Source organism: Pseudomonas sp. R11F (assembly GCF_050312575.1).
In the GTDB taxonomy this organism is placed as follows: Bacteria; Pseudomonadota; Gammaproteobacteria; order Pseudomonadales; family Pseudomonadaceae; genus Aquipseudomonas; species Aquipseudomonas palleroniana.
Window position 1 is genome coordinate 52,824 of the sequence record NZ_JBNPJU010000066.1, and the last position, 23,029, is coordinate 75,852.

General features: G+C 61.9%; 22 protein-coding genes. 9 read left to right on the plus strand and 13 right to left on the minus strand.

Annotated elements, in window-relative coordinates:
- Positions 1–11: 11 nt before the first annotated feature.
- Positions 12–1,154, minus strand: a complete 1,143-nt coding sequence (gene ampC / locus ACQRBV_RS20410; RefSeq protein WP_411984242.1) for a class C beta-lactamase — start codon at positions 1,152–1,154, stop codon at positions 12–14.
- Positions 1,155–1,286: 132 nt separating this feature from the next.
- On the opposite strand from ampC, the gene ACQRBV_RS20415 reads away from it, so the two are divergent.
- Positions 1,287–2,165 (plus strand): LysR family transcriptional regulator, encoded by an 879-nt coding sequence (locus ACQRBV_RS20415; protein WP_060752661.1) that lies wholly within the window; start codon positions 1,287–1,289, stop codon positions 2,163–2,165.
- A 74-nt stretch (positions 2,166–2,239) separates the two neighbouring features.
- Positions 2,240–3,424 (plus strand): DUF2252 family protein, encoded by a 1,185-nt coding sequence (locus ACQRBV_RS20420; RefSeq protein WP_411984241.1) that lies wholly within the window; start codon positions 2,240–2,242, stop codon positions 3,422–3,424.
- A gap of 162 nt (positions 3,425–3,586) precedes the next feature.
- On the opposite strand, the gene yghX is transcribed toward ACQRBV_RS20420, so the two are convergent.
- Together yghX and ACQRBV_RS20430 are read right to left on the minus strand one after the other, a co-directional pair.
- Entirely contained in the window at positions 3,587–4,474 is an 888-nt protein-coding gene (gene yghX, locus ACQRBV_RS20425; protein ID WP_411984240.1) for a YghX family hydrolase, read from the minus strand.
- A gap of 43 nt (positions 4,475–4,517) precedes the next feature.
- Positions 4,518–5,012, minus strand: coding sequence for a PaaI family thioesterase (locus tag ACQRBV_RS20430; RefSeq protein ID WP_090370729.1), 495 nt, complete (start codon positions 5,010–5,012; stop codon positions 4,518–4,520).
- Positions 5,013–5,103: 91 nt separating this feature from the next.
- On the opposite strand from ACQRBV_RS20430, the gene ACQRBV_RS20435 reads away from it, so the two are divergent.
- Positions 5,104–5,670 (plus strand): YceI family protein, encoded by a 567-nt coding sequence (locus ACQRBV_RS20435; protein ID WP_060752665.1) that lies wholly within the window; start codon positions 5,104–5,106, stop codon positions 5,668–5,670.
- On the opposite strand, the gene ACQRBV_RS20440 is transcribed toward ACQRBV_RS20435, so the two are convergent.
- Positions 5,667–6,557 (minus strand): DMT family transporter, encoded by an 891-nt coding sequence (locus tag ACQRBV_RS20440; protein ID WP_104993941.1) that lies wholly within the window; start codon positions 6,555–6,557, stop codon positions 5,667–5,669. The genes ACQRBV_RS20435 and ACQRBV_RS20440 overlap by 4 nt on opposite strands.
- A gap of 90 nt (positions 6,558–6,647) precedes the next feature.
- Here ACQRBV_RS20440 and ACQRBV_RS20445 point away from each other — a divergent pair, with 90 nt between their 5' ends.
- The gene (locus ACQRBV_RS20445; protein WP_060752667.1) at positions 6,648–7,973 is read left to right on the plus strand and encodes a PLP-dependent aminotransferase family protein; all 1,326 of its coding nucleotides are present in this window, start codon (positions 6,648–6,650) and stop codon (positions 7,971–7,973) included.
- A gap of 1 nt (position 7,974) precedes the next feature.
- Here ACQRBV_RS20445 and ACQRBV_RS20450 read toward each other — a convergent pair whose 3' ends face one another.
- A complete protein-coding gene (locus tag ACQRBV_RS20450; RefSeq protein ID WP_060752668.1) occupies positions 7,975–8,406 on the minus strand; it encodes a nuclear transport factor 2 family protein in 432 nt (143 codons plus the stop codon).
- A 375-nt stretch (positions 8,407–8,781) separates the two neighbouring features.
- Between ACQRBV_RS20450 and ACQRBV_RS20455 the strand changes: the two genes are divergently transcribed.
- A complete protein-coding gene (locus ACQRBV_RS20455; RefSeq protein WP_411984239.1) occupies positions 8,782–9,516 on the plus strand; it encodes a CPBP family glutamic-type intramembrane protease in 735 nt (244 codons plus the stop codon).
- A gap of 111 nt (positions 9,517–9,627) precedes the next feature.
- Here ACQRBV_RS20455 and ACQRBV_RS20460 read toward each other — a convergent pair whose 3' ends face one another.
- A complete protein-coding gene (locus tag ACQRBV_RS20460; protein WP_411984238.1) occupies positions 9,628–11,337 on the minus strand; it encodes an amidase in 1,710 nt (569 codons plus the stop codon).
- Between the two features lie 55 nt (positions 11,338–11,392).
- Positions 11,393–12,181, minus strand: coding sequence for a helix-turn-helix domain-containing protein (locus ACQRBV_RS20465; protein WP_411984237.1), 789 nt, complete (start codon positions 12,179–12,181; stop codon positions 11,393–11,395).
- 83 nt (positions 12,182–12,264) lie between these two features.
- On the opposite strand from ACQRBV_RS20465, the gene ACQRBV_RS20470 reads away from it, so the two are divergent.
- Positions 12,265–12,573, plus strand: a complete 309-nt coding sequence (locus tag ACQRBV_RS20470) for a DUF2834 domain-containing protein (protein ID WP_090370743.1) — start codon at positions 12,265–12,267, stop codon at positions 12,571–12,573.
- Here the strand turns inward: ACQRBV_RS20470 and ACQRBV_RS20475 are convergent.
- Entirely contained in the window at positions 12,558–13,730 is a 1,173-nt protein-coding gene (locus ACQRBV_RS20475; RefSeq protein ID WP_411984236.1) for a GGDEF domain-containing protein, read from the minus strand. The two genes, ACQRBV_RS20470 and ACQRBV_RS20475, sit on opposite strands and share 16 nt — an antisense overlap.
- 110 nt (positions 13,731–13,840) lie before the next feature.
- Positions 13,841–15,052, minus strand: a complete 1,212-nt coding sequence (locus ACQRBV_RS20480; RefSeq protein ID WP_060752674.1) for an MFS transporter — start codon at positions 15,050–15,052, stop codon at positions 13,841–13,843.
- Between the two features lie 97 nt (positions 15,053–15,149).
- On the opposite strand from ACQRBV_RS20480, the gene ACQRBV_RS20485 reads away from it, so the two are divergent.
- Complete coding sequence (locus ACQRBV_RS20485) at positions 15,150–15,971, plus strand: AraC family transcriptional regulator (protein ID WP_090370750.1); 822 nt, start codon at positions 15,150–15,152, stop codon at positions 15,969–15,971.
- Here ACQRBV_RS20485 and ACQRBV_RS20490 read toward each other — a convergent pair.
- Both ACQRBV_RS20490 and ACQRBV_RS20495 read right to left on the minus strand, forming a co-directional pair.
- On the minus strand, positions 15,928–17,106 hold the full coding sequence (locus ACQRBV_RS20490) for an MFS transporter (RefSeq protein ID WP_411984413.1): 1,179 nt from the start codon (positions 17,104–17,106) through the stop codon (positions 15,928–15,930). The two genes, ACQRBV_RS20485 and ACQRBV_RS20490, sit on opposite strands and share 44 nt — an antisense overlap.
- Positions 17,107–17,150: 44 nt before the next feature.
- Positions 17,151–18,173 (minus strand): alpha/beta hydrolase, encoded by a 1,023-nt coding sequence (locus ACQRBV_RS20495; RefSeq protein WP_060752677.1) that lies wholly within the window; start codon positions 18,171–18,173, stop codon positions 17,151–17,153.
- 166 nt (positions 18,174–18,339) lie between these two features.
- On the opposite strand from ACQRBV_RS20495, the gene ACQRBV_RS20500 reads away from it, so the two are divergent.
- Positions 18,340–19,263 carry an AraC family transcriptional regulator gene (locus ACQRBV_RS20500; protein ID WP_090370756.1) on the plus strand — a complete coding sequence of 308 codons (924 nt, stop codon included), beginning with the start codon at positions 18,340–18,342 and terminating at the stop codon, positions 19,261–19,263.
- Here ACQRBV_RS20500 and ACQRBV_RS20505 read toward each other — a convergent pair.
- Positions 19,238–19,744: a GAF domain-containing protein gene (locus ACQRBV_RS20505; protein WP_060752679.1), complete on the minus strand. Its 507-nt coding sequence runs from the start codon at positions 19,742–19,744 to the stop codon at positions 19,238–19,240. The genes ACQRBV_RS20500 and ACQRBV_RS20505 overlap by 26 nt on opposite strands.
- A 48-nt stretch (positions 19,745–19,792) precedes the next feature.
- Positions 19,793–21,295 carry a glycine betaine/L-proline transporter ProP gene (gene proP / locus ACQRBV_RS20510; RefSeq protein ID WP_060752680.1) on the minus strand — a complete coding sequence of 501 codons (1,503 nt, stop codon included), beginning with the start codon at positions 21,293–21,295 and terminating at the stop codon, positions 19,793–19,795.
- Positions 21,296–21,618: 323 nt separating this feature from the next.
- Between proP and ACQRBV_RS20515 the strand changes: the two genes are divergently transcribed.
- Entirely contained in the window at positions 21,619–23,022 is a 1,404-nt protein-coding gene (locus tag ACQRBV_RS20515; protein WP_411984235.1) for an MFS transporter, read from the plus strand.
- Positions 23,023–23,029 lie beyond the last annotated feature (7 nt).

Genomic DNA, 23,029 nt, shown 5'->3' on the forward strand with positions numbered 1-23,029 from the left:
ACACCCAGGCGCTATTGGTCCATGGCACTCAAGATCGCATGGGCCACCTTGACCCGTTCGGCATTCGGGTAGTTCTTGTTCGCCAGGATCACCACGCCGATGTCCTTGCTCGGTACGTACGCCACATACGCGCCGAAACCACGGGTAGAGCCGGTCTTGTTGAACAGCACGTTGGCCGGTTGCACGCGCGGTGTACTCAGCCATTGAACCTTGTGCGGCTCCATGGCCATCGGCGTGGAGTTGCCGTCAATCAGCGCTTGCAGCGTGATGGGGTAGGGGTAGGACTCCCAACCCAGGCCCTGGGTCATGCCGTTGACCGTGTAATAACCGGTCTGGGTGGTGGCCATGGCCTGCTGCAATGGCTTGCCCAGGGTCTGCGGGTGCAGGTTGGCGATCACGTAGCGGGCCAGGTCCTGGCTGCTGGTCTTGATGCCGTAGGCTTCGCTATCCAGGGCGCCGGGGCCGACGCGTACGGGTTTCTGAGCGCTGTCATAGCCTTGGGCGTAGTCGCCAGCTCGGGCAGCGGGGACGCTGACGTAGGTGTTCTTCAAGCCCAGCTTGGGCAGCAGGGTTTTCTCCATGGCGGCATTGAAGGGTTGCCCCAGGCTTTGGGCCGTAAGGTAGCCGAACAGGCCGATGCTCGGGTTGGAATAGAGCCGTTGGGTGCCGGGGGCGTAGGAGGGTTTCCAGTGTTGGAAGTAGTTGAGCATGGTCGCGGCGCTGTCGGCGGCGTCGGGAAACTGCAGGGGCAGGCCGCCTGCGGTGTAGGTTGCCAATTGCAGCAAGCTGATGCCGTCGAAGGCACTGCCGGCCAGTGCGCTCAGGTGTTCACTGGCCTTGTCCGACAGCTTGAGCTTGCCGGTGGCCTGCGCATACCCGCCCAGGGTAGCGGTGAAAGTTTTACTGACCGAGCCGACTTCAAACAAGGTGTCTTCGGTCACGGGCTTCTGGTTTTCCCTGGACGCCATGCCGTAGTTAAAGTATTGCACCTGGTCCTTGTTGACCACCGCGACCGACACGCCCGCAATGCCTTGTTGTTGCATCAGGGGTTGAACGCTGCTGTCCACGACCTGGCGCATATCGGTGGCCGCCATGCAGCTGCCGGAGCCGAGCAGTAAAGCGCAAATCAGAAGTTTTTGTAGAGGGGCATTCATGGTGACTCGCTTCCCTGTAGGTGATGTACTGACGATTGGGGCCTGCGCAGGCGTGGCAAATCTAGGTGGATTCCGGCTTTGCGGCAAACGATGATATCTTGCAGCTGGCATTAGAAAAATTAAGGTCAAGGCATGCTTCGCTCTCATCTACCGCTGAATGCCCTGCGCGCATTCGAGGCTTCCGCCCGCCACCTGAGCTTTACCCGTGCAGCTATCGAGCTGTGCGTGACCCAGGCCGCAGTCAGCCATCAAGTGAAAAGCCTGGAAGCGCAACTCAATGTCACCTTGTTCAAGCGCCTGCCACGGGGCCTGATGCTCACCCGCGAGGGTGAAACCCTGTTGCCGGTGCTGCGCGAATCATTTGATCGCATCGCCCATACCTTGGGCCAATTCGAAGGCGGGCATTACCGTGAGGTGCTCACCGTGGGCGCCGTCGGTACCTTTGCCGTGGGGTGGCTGTTACCGCGTCTGCCGGATTTTCAAAGCCGTTACCCGTTTATCGACCTGCGCCTGTCGACTAACAACAACCGCGTCGACGTCGCCGCCGAAGGTCTCGACTACGCCATCCGTTTCGGTGCAGGCGCCTGGCATGGCACCGACGCCTGCCAATTGCTGGCGGCACCGCTGAACGTACTCTGTGTGCCGCACATCGCCGAGCAGTTGCAGGTGCCCGCAGACCTGTTGAAACACACGTTGCTGCGCTCTTACCGGGCCGATGAGTGGACCCACTGGTTCCAGGCGGCCGGGTTGCCCGCCGATACCGTGGTGCCGCGCAGCATCATGTTCGATTCATCCTTGGCCATGATGGAGGCGGCGCTGCAAGGCATTGGCGTGGCACTCGCCCCGGCGATGATGTTTTCGCGGCAGCTGGAAAGCGACGTGATCCGCAAACCGTTCGACATTGGCATCACCACCGGCAGCTATTGGCTGACCCGCCTGCAATCGCGAGCCGAAACCCCGGCCATGCTGGCATTCAAGGGCTGGCTGAAAGAGGCGGCTGGGCAGGGCTGATAGCTTTATCTTTGAAACAAAATGAAACATTCGTCACGGGCTACCCTCTACCGTAGCCCCTACCGAGTGCCTTCATGAAAAGTCCGCGCCCCTCCGACCGTATGCCCCACCTCACGCAATTGCGCAACCTGAAGATGGCCCGTTCCGCCCACGCTTACGTGCGCGGCAGTACGGTGCAGTTTTATGAATGGCTGCACAGCCAGCCCGGTCGACGCTTGCCTCATGGCCCGGCTATCTGGATCTGCGGCGATTGCCACGCGGGCAACCTGGGCCCGACCGGGGATATCAAGGGGCGCATCGACATGCATATTCGCGACCTCGACCAGACCGTGGTCGGTAACCCGGCCCACGACCTGGTGCGCCTGGCCCTGTCCCTGGCGACCGCCGCTCGCGGCTCCGACCTGCCGGGCGTGACGACCGCCCGCATGCTCGAAGAAATGATGGTGGGCTACGAACAAGCCTTCAAGGACAAACCCGACGAAGCGCCGCCGCGCCCGTCCCAGGTCAAGGCCGGCATGCGCAGCGCAGTTGAGCGCACCTGGAAGAACCTGGCGCGTGAACGTATCGAAAATGCACGGCCGAGCATCCCGTTGGGCAAGCACTTCTGGTCGCTGTCGCGTGCGGAAAAGAGTGCCCTGCAAAGCGTCTGTGCTTCCGATGAGATCCAGCAACTGGTGACGTCACTCAAAGGCCGCCCCAAAGACGCCAAGGTCGAGCTGCTGGATTCGGCCTATTGGGTCAAGGGGTGCAGTTCCCTGGGCTTGCTGCGTTATGCGGCGTTGTTGGGAGTGGGCGACAAGGACGAGCAGGAATACTGCCTGATCGATATCAAGGAAGCGGTCGGCGCCGCCGCCCCCCGTGCGCCGCGGGCGAAGATGCCCAGGGACAACGGTCGCCGCGTGGTCGAAGGCGCCCGTCAGCTGTCACCGAGTTTGGGTGAGCGCATGGTTGCCACGCGGTTTCTGGATCACGGGTTCTTCATCCGCGAATTGCTGCCCCAGGACATGAAGCTGGAACTGGACGAGTTGAGCGAGACCGATGCCATGCACGCCGCCGGTTATCTGGCCCGCGTCGTCGGGATCGCCCATGCCCGGCAAATGGACCGCGACACACGCAAGGCGTGGATGTCGGTATTGCAGGAGAACCGTTCCAGGCAGTTGGATGCGCCTTCCTGGTTATGGACCAGCGTGGTGCAACTGGTGGGCAGCCATGAGCAGGGCTATCTCAACCATTGCCGCAGGTATGCGCTGGAGCACTGACCACGGCAGCGGCGACATCCAAATGCGACGCAGGGTCAGGTGTGGCGAGCAAGCTTGCTTGCGCTGGGGGGCGAAGCGCCCCCATAAAGCGGGAGACTGCTGCGCAGTCAACGGGAGCAAGCTCCCTCGCCACACAAGCCCGCCCCACAGGACTCATGACATTCAGGCCAGATACTTGCGGAACCAGCCGAGGGTGCGTTCCCACGCCAGGTTCGCGGCCGCTTCGTCGTAACGTGGCGTCGAGTCATTATGGAAGCCATGGTTGGCGCCTTTGTAGAGGTACGCCTCATAGGTCGTCCCGGCCGCCTTCAAGGCCTTTTCATACGCCGGCCACCCCTCATTGATCCGCGTATCCAGCTCGGCGTAATGCAGCATGACCGGCGCCTTGATGCGCGGCACGTCCTTGGCCTCCGGTTGGCGCCCATAGAACGAGACCGCCGCACCCAACTCCGGATAGGCCACCGCCGCTGCATTGGTCACGCCACCGCCGTAACAGAAACCGGTTATCCCGACTTTGCCGGTGCTGGCGTCGTGGTGCATCAACCACTCGATGGCGGCGAAGAAGTCGTTCATCAGCTTTTCGGGATCGACTTTCTGCTGCAGCTCCACGCCTTTTTCATCGTTGCCCGGGTAGCCGCCCACTGATGTCAGGCCATCCGGCGCCAGGGCGATAAAGCCGGCCTTGGCCAGGCGCCTGGCGACGTCTTCGATGTACGGGTTGAGGCCACGGTTTTCATGCACCACCACCACGGCCGGCACCTTGCCACTGGTTTTGGCCGGGCGCACCAGGTAACCGCGCACGGTGCCGTTGCCTTTGGGCGAAGGGTAGGTGATGTAATCGGCGACGATATCCGGGTCGGTGAATTTCACTTGCTCGGCCAGGGCATAGTCGGGGCTCAGGGCCGCCAGCAACGCGGAGGCGGTGAGGCCACCGAAGGTGAACAGCGCGGCGCGGTCGAGAAACTCACGACGGTTGAGCTTGCCGTGGGCATAGCCGTCGTAGAGTTCCAGCAGTTCGGGGGCGAAGTCTTTCGCGGTGAGACGCGTCATCGGGGCAGTCCTCGGGAGCGGTGGCGTTCACTGTAGACCAGGATCAACCTTCGCGGCCATGGGCGGCGGCGGCCAATTGCCCGGTGTCGACGCGCACGAACACCGAGTCGCCGATGGCCGTGAGGACGTCGCCGGCGTACACCTCGCAGACCACGCGGCTTTTACGCCCGACCTCGCCCTCGACCCGCGCACGCAGGGTCAGTGTCACGCCCATGGGCGTCGGTTTGATGAATTTGATCCCGAGGTTGCCGGTCACGCAGTCGATGCGCGGCAAGGTGCCGGGTTCACGCTGCTCGGCGCGGTAGTGGTAGGCCATGGCGGTCCAGTTGGAATGGCAGTCCACCAACATGGCGATCAGGCCGCCGTAGACCAGGTCCGGCCAGCCGGTGTATTGGGGCTGGGGTTGATGTTCGGCGATCAGGTGGACGCCATCGGCATCCCACCGGCTCTTGATGTGCAAGCCATGCGGGTTGCTGCCACCGCAGCCGTAGCAAATGCCTTGCGGCGCGGTGATGTCCTGCAGAGAAGGGGGCAGCATGCAAAATCCTTATTGTTCTGGGCGACTACTCTGTTTAACAGCCCACGGGCAGAATGGGAACCAGGCGTCCTTACTTCTTGCGGAGCGTTGCATGAACCGTCGAACTTTCCCCGCTGTGCTGCTGGTGCTTGCCCTCATTGGTTGCTCCAGTGCCCAGGCCGTGGAGTACAAGGACGTCAACCGCACGGCGAGCCAGATCAGCTTTACCTTCCAGCAGTTCGGGCAGCGGGTGTATGGCACCTTCAGCGATTTCGAAGGGACGCTGACATTCGACACGCAGAGGCCCGAGGCTGCCCATGCATTGCTCAAGATCCAGCTGGCCAGCATCGACGCCGGCAGCCCGGATGCCAACACCCAACTGCAGCAACCTGCCTGGTTCGACACCGCGACCTACCCGGTGGGCGTGTATGAATCCAGCGGTGCCGTCGCCTTGGGCGAGAACCGCTACAAGATCAGCGGCCACCTGACGATCAAAGGCATCACGCAGCCGGTGGTGATCGATGTGCTGCTCAAGGAGCAGGGCGGCATCGGTGTATTCGACGGCGAGTTCGTGCTCAATCGCGCAGACTATCGGATCGGCGAGGGTGAGTGGGCGGGCAACAGCGTGGTGTCCAACGACATCCACATCAAATTCAAGATGGTCGCCCCTCAACGTTAACGTGCGAAATGCTTGGCCCCGGCCACGCAGCCGATCACGGCCAGGGTCACCAGCAGCATGCCAAGGCTGACCTGTTCATGCAGCAGGCCCGCCGCCAGCGCCAGGCCGAAGAACGGTTGCAGCAACTGCAACTGGCCGACGGCGGCGATACCGCCCTGGGCCAGGCCGCGATACCAGAACACAAAACCGATCAACATGCTGAACAGCGACACGTAGCCCAGGCTCAGCCAGGCGGGCAACGGGATGCCGCTGAAACTGTGCGGCGCCAGGATCACGCTCAACGGTGCCACCACCGGCAATGACACCACCAGCGCCCAGCAGATCACCTGCCAGCCGCCCAGGCTGCGCGACAACCGGGCGCCCTCGGCATAACCCAGCCCGCACACCAGTACCGCCAGCAGCATCAGCAAATCGCCCGCAGGCGCGGCGCTCAAGCCTTGAGCGAAGGCATAGCCCATCACCAGCGCGCTGCCCAGGATTGAAAACAGCCAGAACACCGGCCTTGGCCGCTCACCGCCACGCAATACGCCGAATACCGCCGTGGCCAGGGGCAGCAGGCCGATAAACACGATTGAATGCGCCGACGTCACGTATTGCAGCGCGAGGGCAGTCAGCAGGGGGAAACCGATGACCACGCCCAGGGCGACGATCACCAGGGGCATGTATTGCCCGCGCGAGGGGCGTTTCTCCTTGAACAATCGCAGTAGCAACAGGCCGAGCAAGCCGGCGAGGGTGGCGCGGATCAGGGTCAGAAATACCGGGTCAAACGCCATCACGGCCAGGCGTGTGGCGGGCAATGAGCCGCTGAAAATCACCACGCCGATAAAGCCGTTGATCCAACCTTGGGTGCTGCTATCGAGGGTGCTGAACCGCGAGGTACGTTCCATGGAAGATGCCCGAAGAAAGAAAAGTTGCGTGTCCGGCATCCTAGAAGTGAAGATTGAGACAATCAAAAAATTGTCATGGATACACCGCCTATGCCGCGCGCCCGCTACAAGTCGCTGGTCGACCGCTTCGCCGCCGATATCCGCAGCGGGAAAATGCCGCCTGGCACGCGGTTGCCGACTCACCGGCAATTGGCCGCCGAGCATGGCCTGGCCCTGGTCACCGCCAGTCGCGTGTATGCCGAGCTGGAGGCCATGGGCCTGGTCAGCGGTGAGACCGGCCGTGGCACGTTTGTCAGGGAGATTGCGTTGCCGCCGGGGCAGGGCAGTGGCCAGATGATCGTCGCTACGGGCATGCTCGACCTCAACTTCAACTACCCCGCGTTGCCTGGCCAGGCCGACCTGTTGCGCACGGCGTTGCGCCAACTGGCCCTGTCGGGTGACCTCGAAGCCCTGTTGCGCTATCAGCCCCACGCCGGTCGCCTGCACGAGCGCGCAGCGGTGGCGCGACACTTGTTGAGTCGGGGGCTGGCGGTGGACGCTGAACAGGTGCTGGTGGTCAGCGGCGCCCAGCACGGCTTGGCGGTAAGCCTGATGGCATTGCTCAAGCCCGGGGAGGTGATCGCCGTGGATGCGCTCACGTATTCGGGCTTCAAGGTGCTGGCCGAGACCCTGCACCTGGAGGTCGTCGCGATTCCGGTCGGTGCCGAGGGGCCGGACCTTGAGTTCCTGCAGCGCCTGTGTCGCCAGCGACCAGTGCGCGCCGTGTATAGCATTCCGACCTTGCACAACCCTTTGGGCTGGGTGTTGAACCTGGCGCAGCGCGAGCAACTGGTCGAGATTGCCCGTCGGCACAATCTGATGATTATCGAAGATGCGGCCTACGCATTTCTCGCCGACGACGCGCCACTGCCCCTGGCGAGCCTGGCGCCGGAGCGCACGGTGTATGTCGGTGGCTTTTCCAAGAGTGTGGCCACGGGACTGCGCGTCGGTTTCATCGCTGCGCCGCTTGCCTGGGTGAAAGGGTTGGAGCGCAGGATCATGGCCACCACCTGGAACGTGCCGGGGGTGATGAGTGCGATTGCCGTGGCCTGGATCGAAGACGGCACTGTGGCGCGGCTGGAGGCGCAAAAACGCCAGGATGCCCGGATGCGGCAGGCTTTGGCGGCGCAGGTACTGACGGGTGTTGACTACATCAGTCACCCCTCGTCGTACTTTCTATGGTTGCCGCTGGGGGAGGATGCCCGCGCTGACCAGATCGCCATGACCTTGCAGCGCGAGCAGATTTCCGTGTCCACCGCCGAGCCGTTTGCGGTCTCGGCCTACGTGCCCCACGCGTTGCGTCTGGCACTCGGCTCGGTGGAAATACCGGCGTTGCGCGAGGCGTTGCTCAAGGTGCGCAAGGTGGTGGCATGGTGAGTCAGTACTTGTAGGCTTGACGCCCGATCAGCAGCCACTTGCCTTGCTGTTTCTGCCAGACCTGGAAGTTGTCGATATCGGTGGGCACTTCGACGCCGCTGTTCACCGCCAAGGCGTGAAAGTGGTTGCGCACCAAGGCGGTGTCGCCGTCGAGCGTGATGGTCTGGTTCTGCATCTCCAGGGTCTTGAATGCGCTAGTGTGGTTTTCCAGGTCGGCGATGAATTGCGCCTTGTTCTGGACCTTGCCGCTGGAGTGGCCGTAGGTGAGCTTGTCGGACGTCAACGCGTGCAGTTGCTTGAGGTCCAGGTGGAGCATGGCTTGGGTCAGTTGGTCGACGGCCTGCGCCACCTCTTTTTCGGCGGGGGCGGGCGCGGCTGAGACCGCAGCGGAAAACAGGCACAGAAAACCGATCAGCACTTTGATGTTGGGCATGGGTGTTTCCTTATTGTTGTCAGGGGGTACGAACATTTAAGTCGTCGTACAACCATGCCGTATTTTTAATCTGCAAGGAAAGTGAATTTTTTGAATGCCTTTGAAATATTGGTGTAGGTCACGCTTTAGTTAGCGTGCGACATCATATGACGTCTCAACACTTGCGCAGTTTCTTCCTGGAATTTGCCCCACTTCCTACCTTTGTGGCACATGGCTATGCTAGCGCCACACTGATCAAATCCACCAGGAAGCCAGCCATGCTACCGAACCCAAACTACCAGGCCGTTCAACCCTCCGTCGGTGCAGGGAGGCCGTTTGCGAAGCCGGCGTCGATCAAAATCGACATGATCGCTATCGCTCGGGGTTGAAGCGTTGATGATTACCCAAGGCGTGGAAGTATTGATTGACTACGGCCTCCACTTGGCGCCGGGTCTGTTGCTGTTCGGGCTGTGGTTTGCGCTGACGCCCAGCACCTTGTCCGCAATGCGCATCCTGATCCTGCTGGCAGCGTTCGTATTGATGCGCGACGTGATGACGCCGCTGGGCATGTGGTCGCTCGGCAGCGAGGCGCAGATCGCCTTCACCCACAATACGTTCGTATTGGCCATGCTGGGTGGTTTATCGGCGTTGCTGATCCTGTTGCTGGCGCGGATCGCGCCGCAGTTGTGGCAGCTGGTGCGCTGGTCGATCGGCAATCCGGCTGTTGGCCTGGCCGTGGGGCTGCTGGTGGGCTGCCTGATCGGTGTGCCGCTACGGATTCATCAAGGTATCGACGCGTCCGCGATCCATGGCTATTGGGTGTGGCTGCCGGGCATGCTGGTATTGGCTTATGGCGCCAACGCGCTGGAAGAGGTGTTGTTTCGCGGGTTCCTGCAGGGTTACCTGGAGCAGCAGCTCACGCCGTTGCGCGCCGCCTTGATCAGCGGCGTGGCCTTTGCCGCCTGCCATACGTTCCTGGCCTTGAGTGTGACCCAACTGGGTGCGACGGTGTTGCTGTTCACCCTGATCGAAGGGCTGGCCTGCGCCTGGGTGCGGATGCGTTATGGCGTGTTGCCAGCCACGCTGACCCATGGCACGGCCATTTTGTTGATAGCCGTGCCGTTGGTTTGAAATGCAGATGCTGTAGGAGCGAGCTTGCTCGCGAAGAACTCATAGGCACCGCGTTCACTCAGGAGAAACGCGTTATCGTTGACGTTTTTCGCGAGCAAGCTCGCTCCTACATCAGTCTGCCGCCAGGGGTGGAGTACGCGGGGGAATCACGCGTTTGCTGCCGGTGGCTTCAAACGCCGAAGCAAAGCGCAGCAGTTGCGAGTCGTCATAGGCACGCCCGGCAAAGGTCAGCCCCACCGGCATGCCGATGTCCGCCATCACGCCCATCGGCACGGTGACGGTGGGCACACCCAGGTGGCGAATGGCGAGGTTGCCATTGGCGACCCAAACCCCGTTGCTCCAGGCGATATCGGCACTGGTTTCGTTCACATCGGCATCTGCCGGGCCCACGTCGGCCACGGTCGGGAACAGCACGGCGTCCAGCCCCAGGTTGTCCATCCAGTCTTCCAGGTCAATCCGCCGGGTTTGCTCCAGGCCACGCAGGCCGTCGGGCACGGTGCTGATCTCATTCCACGGTGTGATGCCACGTTTGGCCATGCGCACGTACTCGTCCATGCCGGCGGCCAGGTCGTCTTCACGATTGGGCAGGGTGCCCGGGTCGTGCGGGAAGATCTGCGGGCCGTCGACATCGGCCAGGCGATTGAGGGTCGGGTCGCCATTGGCACGCAGGAAGTCATCGAAGGCCCAGGCCGACAGCTCCCACAGTTCGTCGTGCAGGAATTCCCTGGACACCAGGCCGCGGGTAAACACGGTCGGCGCGCCGGGGCGGTCGCCTTCGCAGTTGGACACCAGCGGGAAATCCACCTCGATCACCTCGGCGCCGGCGGCTTCCAGCGCCTGGCGGGCGGCCTGCCACAGGTCGATCACGCTGGCACGGGTGTTGATCTTCTGCCCGGTCGGCCCGCCGATCCCGGGTTTTTCGCTGGTGCCGGCCTCGGGGTCGGCGTTGATGTACATGCGCGGTACGCCGAAGCGTTTACCTGCGAGCGACTCACGAGGCGCTGCCAGTTCAGCGTAGGAAACCGGGCGCACCGAGGCCACGCTCGGGATCGGTACCCAGGGTTGCAGGCGCCACAGGTCGCCACGGGTGTCGGGGTCTTCGGCAACCACCACATCGAGCACTTCCAGCAGGTCGGCCATGGTGCGTGCATACGGCACCACCACGTCCATGGTCGGCGTCAACGGCCAGTTGCCGCGCACCGAAATCACCCCACGGGACGGGGTGTAGGCACACAGGCCATTGTTGGACGCCGGACCGCGCCCGCTCGACCAGGTTTCTTCGGCCAGGCCGAATGCGGCAAAGCTGGCGGCTGTCGCGGTGCCTGCGCCGTTGGAGGAGCCGGAAGCGAAGGGCGCGGTGAGGTAGTCGGCGTTGTACGGGCTCTCTGCGCGGCCATATACGCCGCGTTGCATCCCGCCATTGGCCATCGGCGGCATGTTGGTCTTGCCCAGGCAGATGGCGCCACCGGCCCGCAGGCGCTCGATGGTGAAGGCGTCGCGATAGGCCGTCAGCTTGGCGAAGGCCGGGCTGCCCGAGGCGGCCGTCAGGCCCTTGACCAGGTAGCTGTCTTTGGCGGTGTAGGGGATGCCATCCAGTGGTCCCAAGGTTTCGCCCTTGGCCCGACGCGCATCGGACGCCTTGGCTTCTTCAAGGGCCTGGGGGTTGCGCACGACCACGGCGTTCAAGGCCGTGGCCGTCTGCGGGCCGTCATAGGCATCGATCCGCGCCAGGTAGGCCTTGACCAGTTCAACGGCAGTGGTCTGGCCGGTTTCAAGCGCCGCGCGCAATTGGGCAATGGAGACTTCGGTAACTTGCATCACGTTTTTTTCGCCGCCTTCAGGTGGGAGGTATGGCGGCAGTCTACGGACAGATATTTCACAAAACCAGCGCCGCATAATCCGCGTAGGCGGCACGCATTACTTGCCATGTAGCCGCGTCAGCGGGAATCAGATGTTCGATCCGCAGCGAAGTCAGGGTGATGTCCTGGGGCATGCCAAACGTGGTGAAGGTCGACAGGAAGTTCAGTTCGCCCCGCTTCGAACGGATACGCGTCAGCACCAACGGCGGCATCGACCCGGGCAGTTCGGTGCCGGCCGGTGTCGGTAAACCCGCCAATAACGTAGCCAATCCGGGATTACCCAGTGCTTCGCGGGTTGCCCGTTGCCAGGCCAGGCTGCGGATTTCTTCGGCGTTGATCAGGTGATCGCCCAGGCCACCTGTCTGCAGCAGCGTGGTGAGCAGGTTGATGCCATCGGCCGCATCCGGCGGGATACCCACCAGTTCAAACAACACGCCGGTACTCGCGTTCGCCGCCAACACTTCCCACTGGCTGCCCAGCAGAATCGCTGGTGCAGGGTTGTTGGCATGCAACACATGGCTGACCGCCTCGCGAATCGCCGCCATGGCGGGCGATGCCAACGAGGTGGCGGCGTAGCGGGGGGCATAACCGGCGGCGAGGAATACACGGTTGCACAGCTCCAACGGGGCTTCCAACGCTGTCAGCAGATTATGCAAGGTGCCCGGGCTCGGCTTGGCGCGGCCGGTTTCGATGCAACTGAGGTGACGCTGCGAGACGCCCGTGATCAAGGCCAGGTCCAGTTGGCTCAGGTGGGCGTGGCGGCGCAGTTGGCGTAACAGTTCGCCGGCGCTGACGGTGATGTCCATGGCGTGGTCATGACCTCCGAGGTCATTGCGAGGGCCGCCACCTTATCACTAGGGTGGGCCTCGTTCACTGCAAGGAAGAGTCCATGTCCAGAAGACCTTATATCGCCCTGGCCGCTCTGCTCGGGTTTTCGCTGTACAGCCTGGCGGTGATGTTCACCGCCGAGCAATCGTTGCTGGCATTCGGCTGGGAACTGATGACGCGGCCGGACACGGCGCAGGTCGTGATCGACCTGTACCTGATGGCGGCGCTGGCATGTGTGTGGATGTATCGGGATACGCGGGCCCGGGGGCGCTCGGTGATTGGCGTGCTGCCGTATTTTTTGCTGACGGCGGTGTTCGTCTCGGTGGGGCCGTTGTTGTACATCGTTGTGAACGCCTACCGGGATGAATGAGCGTACGCGCCGGTACGGTCCACCAGGCGAATGCTGTCGCGCCCACCCCGCTTGGTTTCATAGAGTGCGCTGTCACCCAGTTCAATCAACACCGCGAGGCTGTGCGGCGGTTGGTCGAACAGGTTGGCGCCGATACTCAACGTGATCGGCGCGGGCGTGGTGAAGGACTGCGAGGCGAATTGGTGGAACTGGGCACGCAGGCGGCTGCCCAGTTCCACGATCCGCTCGGTCGAGGTGTCGTTGAGCAGGATCACGAACTCATCGCCGCCCAGGCGGGCGGCCAGCGAGCCGTCGGGGGCCACGGTGCGAATCATCTCGCTCAAGGTGATCAGCAAGCGGTCGCCGGCGGTATGGCCGTAGAGGTCATTGACCAGTTTGAAGTTATCGATGTCGATCAGCAGCAGCGCGCCCGGTTGTGCCGCTGAAACCTGGGTGAGCAGGGGCGGCGCGTGCAGGTCGAGGGCGCGGCGGTTGTAGAGGGCGGTCAACGGGTCGCGGGCGGCCAGGTGGGCAATCTGTTGTTCGCGGCGGTAGCGTTCGGAACCGGTCATCGACAATGCAATCAGCATGATCGCCATGGCGCCCTCGACCAGGGAGACCTGGATGATCTCGCCCTTGAACGCCGTCAGGTCGATCAAGGTGCCGGGGATCTGCACAGACAGGGCCTTGGCCACATAGAACGCGCCATGGATCAGCAGCACGTAACGCAGTTGCACCGCGCCGATGCTGAGGGATTTGCCATGGGGCCGCAGCAGGAAACTGGCGCACAAGGTGGGCAGTGCCACCAGCAATGACTGCACCGCCAGCATGATTTTGGACCATAGCAGGTCGGCCGGGAGCATCAGCAGTCCGAACCATATGGCCGGCATCAGTAGCCAAAACGCCGACAGTCGCCGCTGGGTAAAGCGTGCCACGCCCAACAGGAATAAAAAGTGCGCGCTGACCAGCAAACCGTTGGCGAACCAGATGCCGATCATCCAGAAGCCGCTGCTGCGCAGCAGGGCGAGGATGGAGCCGAAGCTGATGATGGCGAAGCCGGCGCTCCAGAACAGCAGCGAGGGTTCGCGCACGCTGCGCCATTCAACGGCCAGGTACAGGGCGGCAGCGGCTGCCAGGGCAACGGTGAGTGCCAGAATGGTCGGGGGATCGAGCGTCATTGGGTGCCGGGTCTGCCTGGGTGTGCGCTAAAAGCCAGGATTGTAAGCGCACACGCAGGTTTCTCAGAGCATTCATCGTGCTGGCGTACGGCCAGCCGATGATCGGCGGGTCAGGCGCCTTTGGTCGATGGCAGCAATATCGTCAGGATCCCCACCAGCGGCAGGAACGAGCACAGTTTGTAGACGTACTCGATGCCGTGGCTGTCGGCGAGCAAGCCGAGCAGTGCCGCGCCGATGCCGCTGAAGCCGAACATCAGGCCGAAGAAGATCCCGGCGATCATGCCCACATTGCCCGGCACCAGTTCCTGGGCGTAGACCACGATGGCCGAAAAGGCCGAGGCGATGATAAACCCGATCACCACGCTCAAGACCGCCGTCCAGAACAGGTCGACATAGGGCAGGGCCAGGGTGAAAGGGGCCGCGCCGAGGATGGAGAACCAGATGACTTTCTTGCGCCCGATCTTGTCGCCGATCGGGCCGCCCGCGAAGGTGCCGACGGCCACGGCGCCGAGGAACAGGAACAGGTACATCTGAGAACTGGCGACCGACAGCTGGAATTTTTCGATCAGGTAGAACGTGAAGTAGCTGGTCAGGCTGGTCATGTACCAGTATTTGGAGAACACCAGCAGGGCCAGCACCACCAGGGCGAAGGTCACGCGGCCTTTGGACAAACCATGGGTTGCCTGGGTGCCTTGCTTGAGCTTGAACAGGTTGAGGTGGTTGCGGTACCAGCGGCTCAAGCCATACAGCACCAGGATCGCGAAGACCGCGAACAGGCCGAACCAGGCGATGTGCGTCTGGCCGTAGGGAATGATGATGGCCGCCGCGAGCAACGGGCCGAAGGCGCTGCCGGTGTTGCCGCCGACCTGGAAGGTCGATTGCGCCAGGCCATAGCGGCCGCCCGAGGCCAGGCGTGCCACCCGCGAGGTTTCCGGGTGGAAGGTCGACGAGCCGACGCCGACCAACCCCGCTGCCAGCAGGATCGCCGGGAAGGAACCGACGAACGCCAGCATCAGAATGCCGATCAAGGTGCAGACCATGCCCGCCGGCAACAGCCAAGGCTTGGGATGGCGGTCGGTGTGGTAACCGATCCAGGGCTGCAGCAAGGACGCGGTCAGTTGAAAGGTCAGGGTGATCAGGCCCACCTGGGTGAAGCTCAGCCCATAGTTGGCTTTGAGCATCGGGTAGATCGAGGGCAGCACGGCCTGGATCAAGTCATTGATCAGGTGCGCCAGGGCGCAGGCACCGAGGACGCGCATGACCAGAGGGCTTATCTGGGGCGCAGGGGTTGCAGCGGCGGGTGACGCGGTCAGTGTCGACATGCAGGCATTCCATACAAGGCAGCGTTCCAGGGCTGCCAGTACTTGAGCTGGCTGCCCATTTCAAATTGTTTCGGCGTTCATGCTAGATTCGGCGTAAATGCCTGTCTCGCGAAAATCGGGAGGCAACTATCGCAAAAAGGGCGAAATGATCAAGCCATTGGATGAATTTTTGCAGGAGATCGATGAAGGCGACTGGGCGGTGATCAGTTCCGCCACCGATTATCCTGAAAACTGGGTGATCCCGGATCACAGCCACGAAAAGCACCAACTACTCTACGCCATCGAAGGCGTGATGGTGGTGCACTCGGCGCAGAACCAGTGGACGGTGCCGTCCAATCGCGGCTTCTGGATGCCCAGCGGGCAAGTGCATTCGCTGCGTTGCGTGGGCACGCTGAAAATGCGCAGCGTGTTCGTGCGCCCGGATGCCTTCCCGAATTTGCCCACCGAGACCAAGGCGGTGAGCATTTCACCGCTGCTCAGTGAACTGATCAAGGCATCGGTGAGTTTGAAGCCGCCTTATGCCGAAGACTCGCGCGATGCGCGGATCATGCACCTGATCCTCGACGAACTGGCGATTCTGCCGGCGTTGCCGCTGTCGTTGCCCCAGCCCGCCGACTCACGCATCAACCATATCTGCCAGGCGTTGCAACAGGATGCCGGTGACGCCTCGACGGTGGCGGACTGGAGCGACCGACTGGGCCTGGATCAGAAGACCATCCAGCGCCTGTTCCGCAAGGAAACCGGCCTGACGTTCGGCCAGTGGCGCCAGCAGGCGCGGTTGCTGCTGGCGCTGGAGCGCATTGCGGTGGGGGAGAAGATCATCGATGTGGCGATCGAGCTGGGCTACGACAGCCCGAGCGCCTTTACCAATATGTTCAAGAAACAGTTCGGCAAGACGCCGAGTCAGTTTTTCCGCTAGGGCGGCCGACCACGGTTGTCAACGAGGCGCGCCGTGCGGCCAGGCAAGCCAGCAGCGCGGCGATACCCAACGACGCCGCGCTCAGCTCAAAGGTCGCTTGATAGCCCCAGTGATCGAACGCCAGGCCGCCGACCGTGGCACCGGCAGTAATCGCCAATTGAATGATTGCGACCATCAAGCCGCCGCCAGCCTCCGCGTCATCGGGCAGCTCGCGCGACAGCCAGGTCCACCAACCCACCGGCGCAGCAGTGGCCACCAGGCCCCAGAAACCCAGCAATGCCGTGGTGGCGACTGGCGAACTGCCCATTACCAACAACGCCACGGCGATCACGGCCATCAACAGCGGGATGGCGATAAGCGCCGGGTAAAGAGCGTTTTTCAGGCACCGTTCTATCAGGAACGTCCCCACAAGGCCGGTGAGGCCGAGCACCAGCAGCATCAATAACAGTGTGGACACACTCACTTGAGTCACGTTTTCCAGGAACGGGCGCAGGTAAGTGAACAGCATGAACTGGCCCATGAAAAATACACTGACTGCGAGCATGCCCAGAGCCACCGAAGCCTTTCTGAGTAAGCGCAGCACGTTGCCGGAATGGGGTGCGGTCTGCATCTTTATCGATGGCAGGCTCACCAGCAGCCATACGCCCGCCAACATGGCGACCGGTACGACGCAAAAGAATGCGCCGCGCCATCCGATCAATCCGCCGAGAAAGCTACCCAGCGGTGCTGCAATGACGGTTGCCAATGCGTTGCCGCCATTGACGATAGCCAAGGCGCGCGGCACCTGGGCCGATGGCACCAGGCGCATGGCAGTGGCGGCCGACAGTGACCAGAAGCCGCCTATGGCCACGCCGATCAGCACGCGGCCGAGCATGAACACCCGATAGTCCGGCGCCAGTGCCACCACGGTTCCCGACAGGATCATCAGTAAGGTCAACCCCAGCAACAGGCGTTTGCGATCAACCCGTGCCGCGACAGCCGCAATGACCAGACTGGTGAGCAAGGCGAACAGTCCGGATACCGAAATGCCCTGGCCGGCCTGACCCTCGGAGATCTGCAGGTCGGCCGCCAACGGCGTCAGCAAGCTCACGGGCATGAATTCAGAGGCGACCAACGCGAACGCCGCCAGAGACATCGCGAACACCGCAGCCCAACCGTGTGTATGAGTGTTAGGGGAGGTCACTTCAAGTTGCCTTTGAAGAAGGCGGTGAGCTTGACGAACGGGATCAGATTGACTCGGTCGTACAGATCCACATGGCCGGCCCCCGGGATGATCACCAATTCCTTGGGCTCGGCGGCACGCTGATAGGCGTCCTCGCTGAATTCGCGAGAGTGGGCATCAGCGCCGGCGATCAATAACAGTGGGCGTGGGGAGATCGTCTCGATGTCGTTGAACGGATAGAAGTTCATGAACTTCACGTTGCTGGTCAGTGTCGGCTGCGTGGTGGTTTGCGCCGACGCGCCGGCCGGGGTGAATTCGCCGCGCGGGGTGCGGTAGAAATCGTAGAACTCATCGCCTACCGCATCGCCGCTGAGGGCGTGCGGAGTGCCGCCGGTGTAGACGCTGTCGCCACCCTGAAATTCCACGTAGCGCTGGTTGGCAGCCTGACGCAGCAGTTGTCGACGTTGCTCCAGCGTTACGCCGTGTTTGAGTCCGTTGCGGTTGGCCGCCCCCATGTCGTACATGCTCACGGTGGCGATGGCCTTGAAGCGTGGGTCGATTTTCGCCGCGGCAATGGCGAAGCTGCCACTGCCGCAGATGCCGATCACACCGATGCGTTCGCGATCAACCAGCGGGCGTGTGCCGAGGAAATCCACCGCGGCGCTGAAGTCTTCAATGTAGAGGTCAGGCAGCACCGCGTTACGCGGCGAGCCTGCGCTTTCACCCCAGAACGACAGGTCCAGAGACAGGGTGACGAAGCCTTGTTCGGCCATTTTGGTCGCGTAGAGATTCGCGCTCTGTTCTTTGACGGCGCCCATGGGGTGGCCGACGACGATGGCTGCGTTCTTGGAGGCCGGCGCAAGGTTTTTTGGCACGAATAGATTAGCCACGACCGGCATGCCATATAGGTTGTTGAAGGTGACTTTTTCGACGGTCACCTTGTCGCTTTTGTAGAAGTTGTCAGCACCGTTGATCATATCGGCTCCCAGTGAAGAAAAAGACGTCAGCAGCACGCTCAGGGCGAGCAAAAGGCTTTTCATGGCGTGATCCGTGAGAAGGTTGGTCCGTGCATTTTCCTGATGTGGCCTGTGGTTCTGTAGTGCGTTTCACTGGATTACTTGCCTGATCCTCTGAGTCTTGGCGTTTGCTGGGGACGTTCATGGGGCGTCCGGGGTAAAGTTCGATGAAGAGAGAAAAGAGCCTTTTATGAAGAACAACCCAACGCCTCTGGATAGCTTGATCCAAGCCATCGGTTCGCAGGTTTGCACGCCGGGTGACCGCCCCATGGCGATCCCGGGCCTGGGCTTTTATCGGCGGGAGCAGCCGGCGGCGCCGGTGGTCTGCATGGTCGAGCCCAGCATTGTGTTGGTCGCCCAAGGTGCGAAGCAGTTGTGGGTGGGCGGGCTGGGTTACGCCTACGACACCTCGCGATTTCTGGTGACCTCGCTGGACATTCCGGCCAACTCCGAGGTGCTGGCCGCCAGCCCGGCTCAACCTTGCCTGGGCCTGACCTTCAAGCTGGACCTGCAGATCCTGGCTGAACTGATCGCCCAGGGTGAGTTGCCGCCAACCCGAGAACGGGCAGCGCTGAAGGGCGTGGGTATCGGTACTGTTACCGAGGGCATGCTCCAGGCGTTCGCGCGGCTGGTGGCTCTGCTGGATGAGCCCGAGGCGATCCCGGTGCTTGCCCCGTTGATTCAGCGCGAAATCCACTACCGCCTGCTCAAGAGTGATCAGGCCGGGCGCCTGCGCAAGATCTGTGCGGTGGACGGTCAGGGCTATCGGATCGCCAAGGCGATTGACTGGCTGAAGCTTAATTACGACGAACCGCTACGGGTGGATGAGTTGGCCGCCCGCGTGCAAATGAGCCCGGCCACTTTTCATCATCACTTTCGCCAACTCACCGCAATGAGCCCGTTGCAGTATCAAAAATGGCTGCGTTTGAACGAGGCGCGGCGCTTGATGTTGAACGAACATCAGGACGTGTCCAGCGCCGCCTTCAAAGTGGGGTATGAAAGCCCGTCACAATTCAGTCGAGAGTACAGCCGGCTGTTCGGCGTGCCTCCCAAGCGCGATGTGGCCGTGTTGCGAGGCAAGCGTGTTGTTACTGTTCGGCCGCCGTTAAGTTAGCGAAGAAGATACAGCCGATCAGCCGCGCAAACAGGCTCAGGGTTTCCGAAAGGTTGGGGTCGTCAAACAGCATCGCCCGTGAATCCAGGGCGCACAGCGCGCCGAACAGGCGGCCGTCCGGCAGGAAGATAGGTGCGCCGGCGTAGCTTTCAATGGCGTACTGCTTGACCACCGGGCGGGTTGAAAAACGGCCATCCTGGCTGACTTGCGGGATGAACAGTGCGTGGGGGTTGATGCAGAACTCACTGCACAGGGTGGTTTCCAGATCGAGCACGTCATCCACATGGATGCCCATGTTGGCGGTGTCGTACACGGAGCAGACTATCCACTCCACGTCGGTGAATTTGGCAATGCCGGCGAAGCGCATGTTGGTCAAGCGAGTCACCAATTGCAGGATGCTGGTGGTGGCCTCGATTTCCGCGATGGCGGCACGCTCCTCCGGACTGAGAAACGAGTGGGTCGGGTTGACGCTGGGGATCATGGTTGAACACTCCGATGGCGTGGCGGCAGGCGCCGCCACGCCAGCCGCTTAGTTGATACGTGGGTGCTGCTCGACCAGGCTCTTGCGCTTGGCTTCCAGCTCGGCAATCTCGGCGTCAATCGCTTCGATCTTCTGTTCGATACTGTCGTGGTGCTCCTGCAGCAACTCCTTGGCCTCTTCTATATCCGAGGCCGCCGGGGCGGCGCCGCGCAGGGGGCGGTTGGCGGTTTCCTTCATGGTCAGGCCGGTGATCAGGCCGATCACGGCAAACGCCATCAGGTAGTAGGCCGGCATGTACAGGTCGTCGGTGCTTTCCACCAGCCAGGCCGTGGCGGTAGGGGTGAGACCGGCGATCAGTACCGAGACGTTGAAGGCACTCGCCAGCGCGCTGTAGCGAATATGGGTGGGGAACATGGCCGGCAGGGTCGAGGCCATCACGCCGATGTAGAAGTTCAGCACGACGGCCAGGATCAGCAGGCCGCCGAAGATCAGGCCGATCTTGCCGCTGGTGATCAGCATGAACGCTGGAATAGCCAACAACAGCAGGCCGATGCTACCGGCGATGATGAAAGGCTTGCGGCCAATCTTGTCGCTGATAAAGCCAATGAATGGCTGTACGAACAGCATGCCGACCATGATCGCGATGATGATCAGCACGCCGCTGTTTTCTTTGTAGTGCAGGTTGTGCGACAGGTAGCTGGGCATGTAGGTGAGCAGCATGTAGTAGGTCACGTTGGTGGCCGCGACGATACCGATGCAGGTCAGCAGGCTGCGCCAGTGCTTGGTGGCGACCTCCTTGAACGACACTTTGGGGCCGTGGGTCAGGCCCTGGCGATCACCTTGCTCGAGTTTGTCCATGTGCTGCTGGAAGGCCGGGGTTTCTTCCAGCGCATGGCGTAGGTACAGGCCGATGATGCCCAGGGGCAGGGCGAGGAAGAACGGCAGGCGCCAGCCCCAGGCTTCGAACTGTTCCTCGCCCAGCACGCTGGAAATCAACACCACCACGCCCGCGCCGAGCACGAAGCCGGCGATGGAGCCGAAGTCCAGCCAACTGCCGAGGAAGCCGCGCTTGCGGTCCGGGGCATATTCGGCGACGAAGATCGAGGCGCCGGTGTATTCGCCGCCCACCGAAAACCCCTGGGCCATCTTGCAGAGCAGCAACAGGATCGGTGCCCAGATGCCAATGGAGGCGTAACCTGGGATCAAGCCGATGGCAAAGGTACTCAGGGACATGATCACGATGGTGGCGGCGAGGACTTTCTGCCGCCCGTATTTGTCGCCCAATGCGCCGAAGAACAGGCCGCCCAGAGGACGGATCAGGAAGGGGACGGAGAAGGTAGCCAGTGCGGCGATCATTTGTACGCTGGGCGAGGCGTCGGGGAAGAACACTTTGCCCAGTACATAGGCGACGAAACCGTAGACGCCGAAGTCGAACCACTCCATGGCGTTACCCAGGGCCGCGGCGGTGATTGCCTTGCGCACCTTGGTATCGTCGACGATGGTGATGTCTTTCAATCCGATGGGTTTGACGCTTTTCTTGCGTAATTTCATGCGGGCCACTCTAAATCTGAACAGGGGAGGTGCCATCGTTGCGATGGCACCGCTCTGTCAGTTCAGATACAAGCGCATACGAAATAATTCACCACTGATTGGTTTTTTTTGCAGTGGGGATGGCCAGGCGTGCTCTTCGCGGAGTAATCAGCAGCGTCATCCTACAACTGTGCCTGCCCGATTCTTCCTATCCCTGCGAGGGCCTCAACAAAGCTGAATCTTTCAGATTGACAGCGCTCGGGCTGCTCGATATAAAAGTCATATGTTGTACGACGACATATGACGTTACGTGTGTCTTACTAAAAACAATAAAAAGTGATGCCATGAACTTGAACGAGCCCCTCAACGCCCAGCGCGTGGGCCAGGCGGTAGGCAACTATCGCTGGACCATCTGCGCGATGCTGTTCTTCGCGACTACCGTCAACTACCTCGACCGCCAGGTGCTCAGCCTGCTGGCGCCACAACTGTCGACGCAATTTGGCTGGAGCAATACCGACTACGCCAACATTGCTGCGGTGTTCCAGTTCGTCTATGCGATTTCCATGTTGTTTGCCGGGCGGTTTGTCGACAGGATCGGCACCAAGGCGGCGTATGTCGTGGCGATCGGCATCTGGTCCACCGGCGCAATCATGCATGCGTTCGCGGTGCCGATGGGCGAGGGGATTGCGGCGCTCAGCGGGGCCATTGGCCTTGCAGTGATCCCGGTGTCGATTGCCGGCTTCATGCTGTCCCGCGCCGTCCTGGCCATTGGCGAAGCAGGTAACTTCCCCATCGCGATCAAGGCTACCGCCGAGTACTTCCCGAAGAAAGAACGCTCCCTGGCCACCGGCATCTTCAACTCGGGGGCCAACGTGGGGGCGATCCTGGCGCCGATCTGCGTGCCGTTGATTGCCGGGCTGTGGGGGTGGGAAGCGGCGTTCATCGTCATCGGCATGCTGGGGTTTGTTTGGGTGGCTGTGTGGGGCGTGCTTTACCAGAAACCGGAGGAGCAGAAGCGCCTTTCGGCCGAAGAACTGGCCTACATCCGCAGTGACCAGACCCTACAACCCTTTACCCCTGCAACTGCCGGCGCGCCGCAGAAAAAAGTCTCCTGGTTCAAGTTGCTGACCTATCGCCAGACCTGGGCATTCGCTTTTGGCAAGTTCATGACCGACGGAGTGTGGTGGTTCTTTCTGTTCTGGCTGCCGACTTACCTGTCGGCGCAGTACGGCATGAAAGGCGCGGATATCGTGATGCCGCTGGCGGTGCTGTACAGCATGACCATGGTCGGCAGTATCGGCGGCGGCTGGTTCCCCAGCTACTTCATGGCGCGGGGCGATGCACCTTATGACGGCCGGATGAAAGCCATGCTGGTGATCGCACTGTTCCCGCTGGTGGTGTTGCTCGCGCAGCCTTTGGGTTACCTGAGCTTCTGGGTGCCGGTGCTGCTGATCGGTATCGGCGCCTCGGCGCATCAGGCGTGGTCGTGCAATATCTTCACCACCGTGTCCGACATGTTCCCGCAGAAAACCGTGGCGTCCGTGGTGGGGATCGGCGGCATGGCCGGCGGTCTGGGCGGCGTGGTCATGACCAAGATCGGCGGCTGGGTGTTCGACTACTACAAGTCCGTCAATGATATTCACACCGGCTACATGATCATGTTTGCGATCTGTGCGCTGGCGTACCTGGTGGCGTGGAGCGTGATGAAAGCGCTGGTGCCACGCCACAAGGAAATCACCGACCTATAAGCGGTGC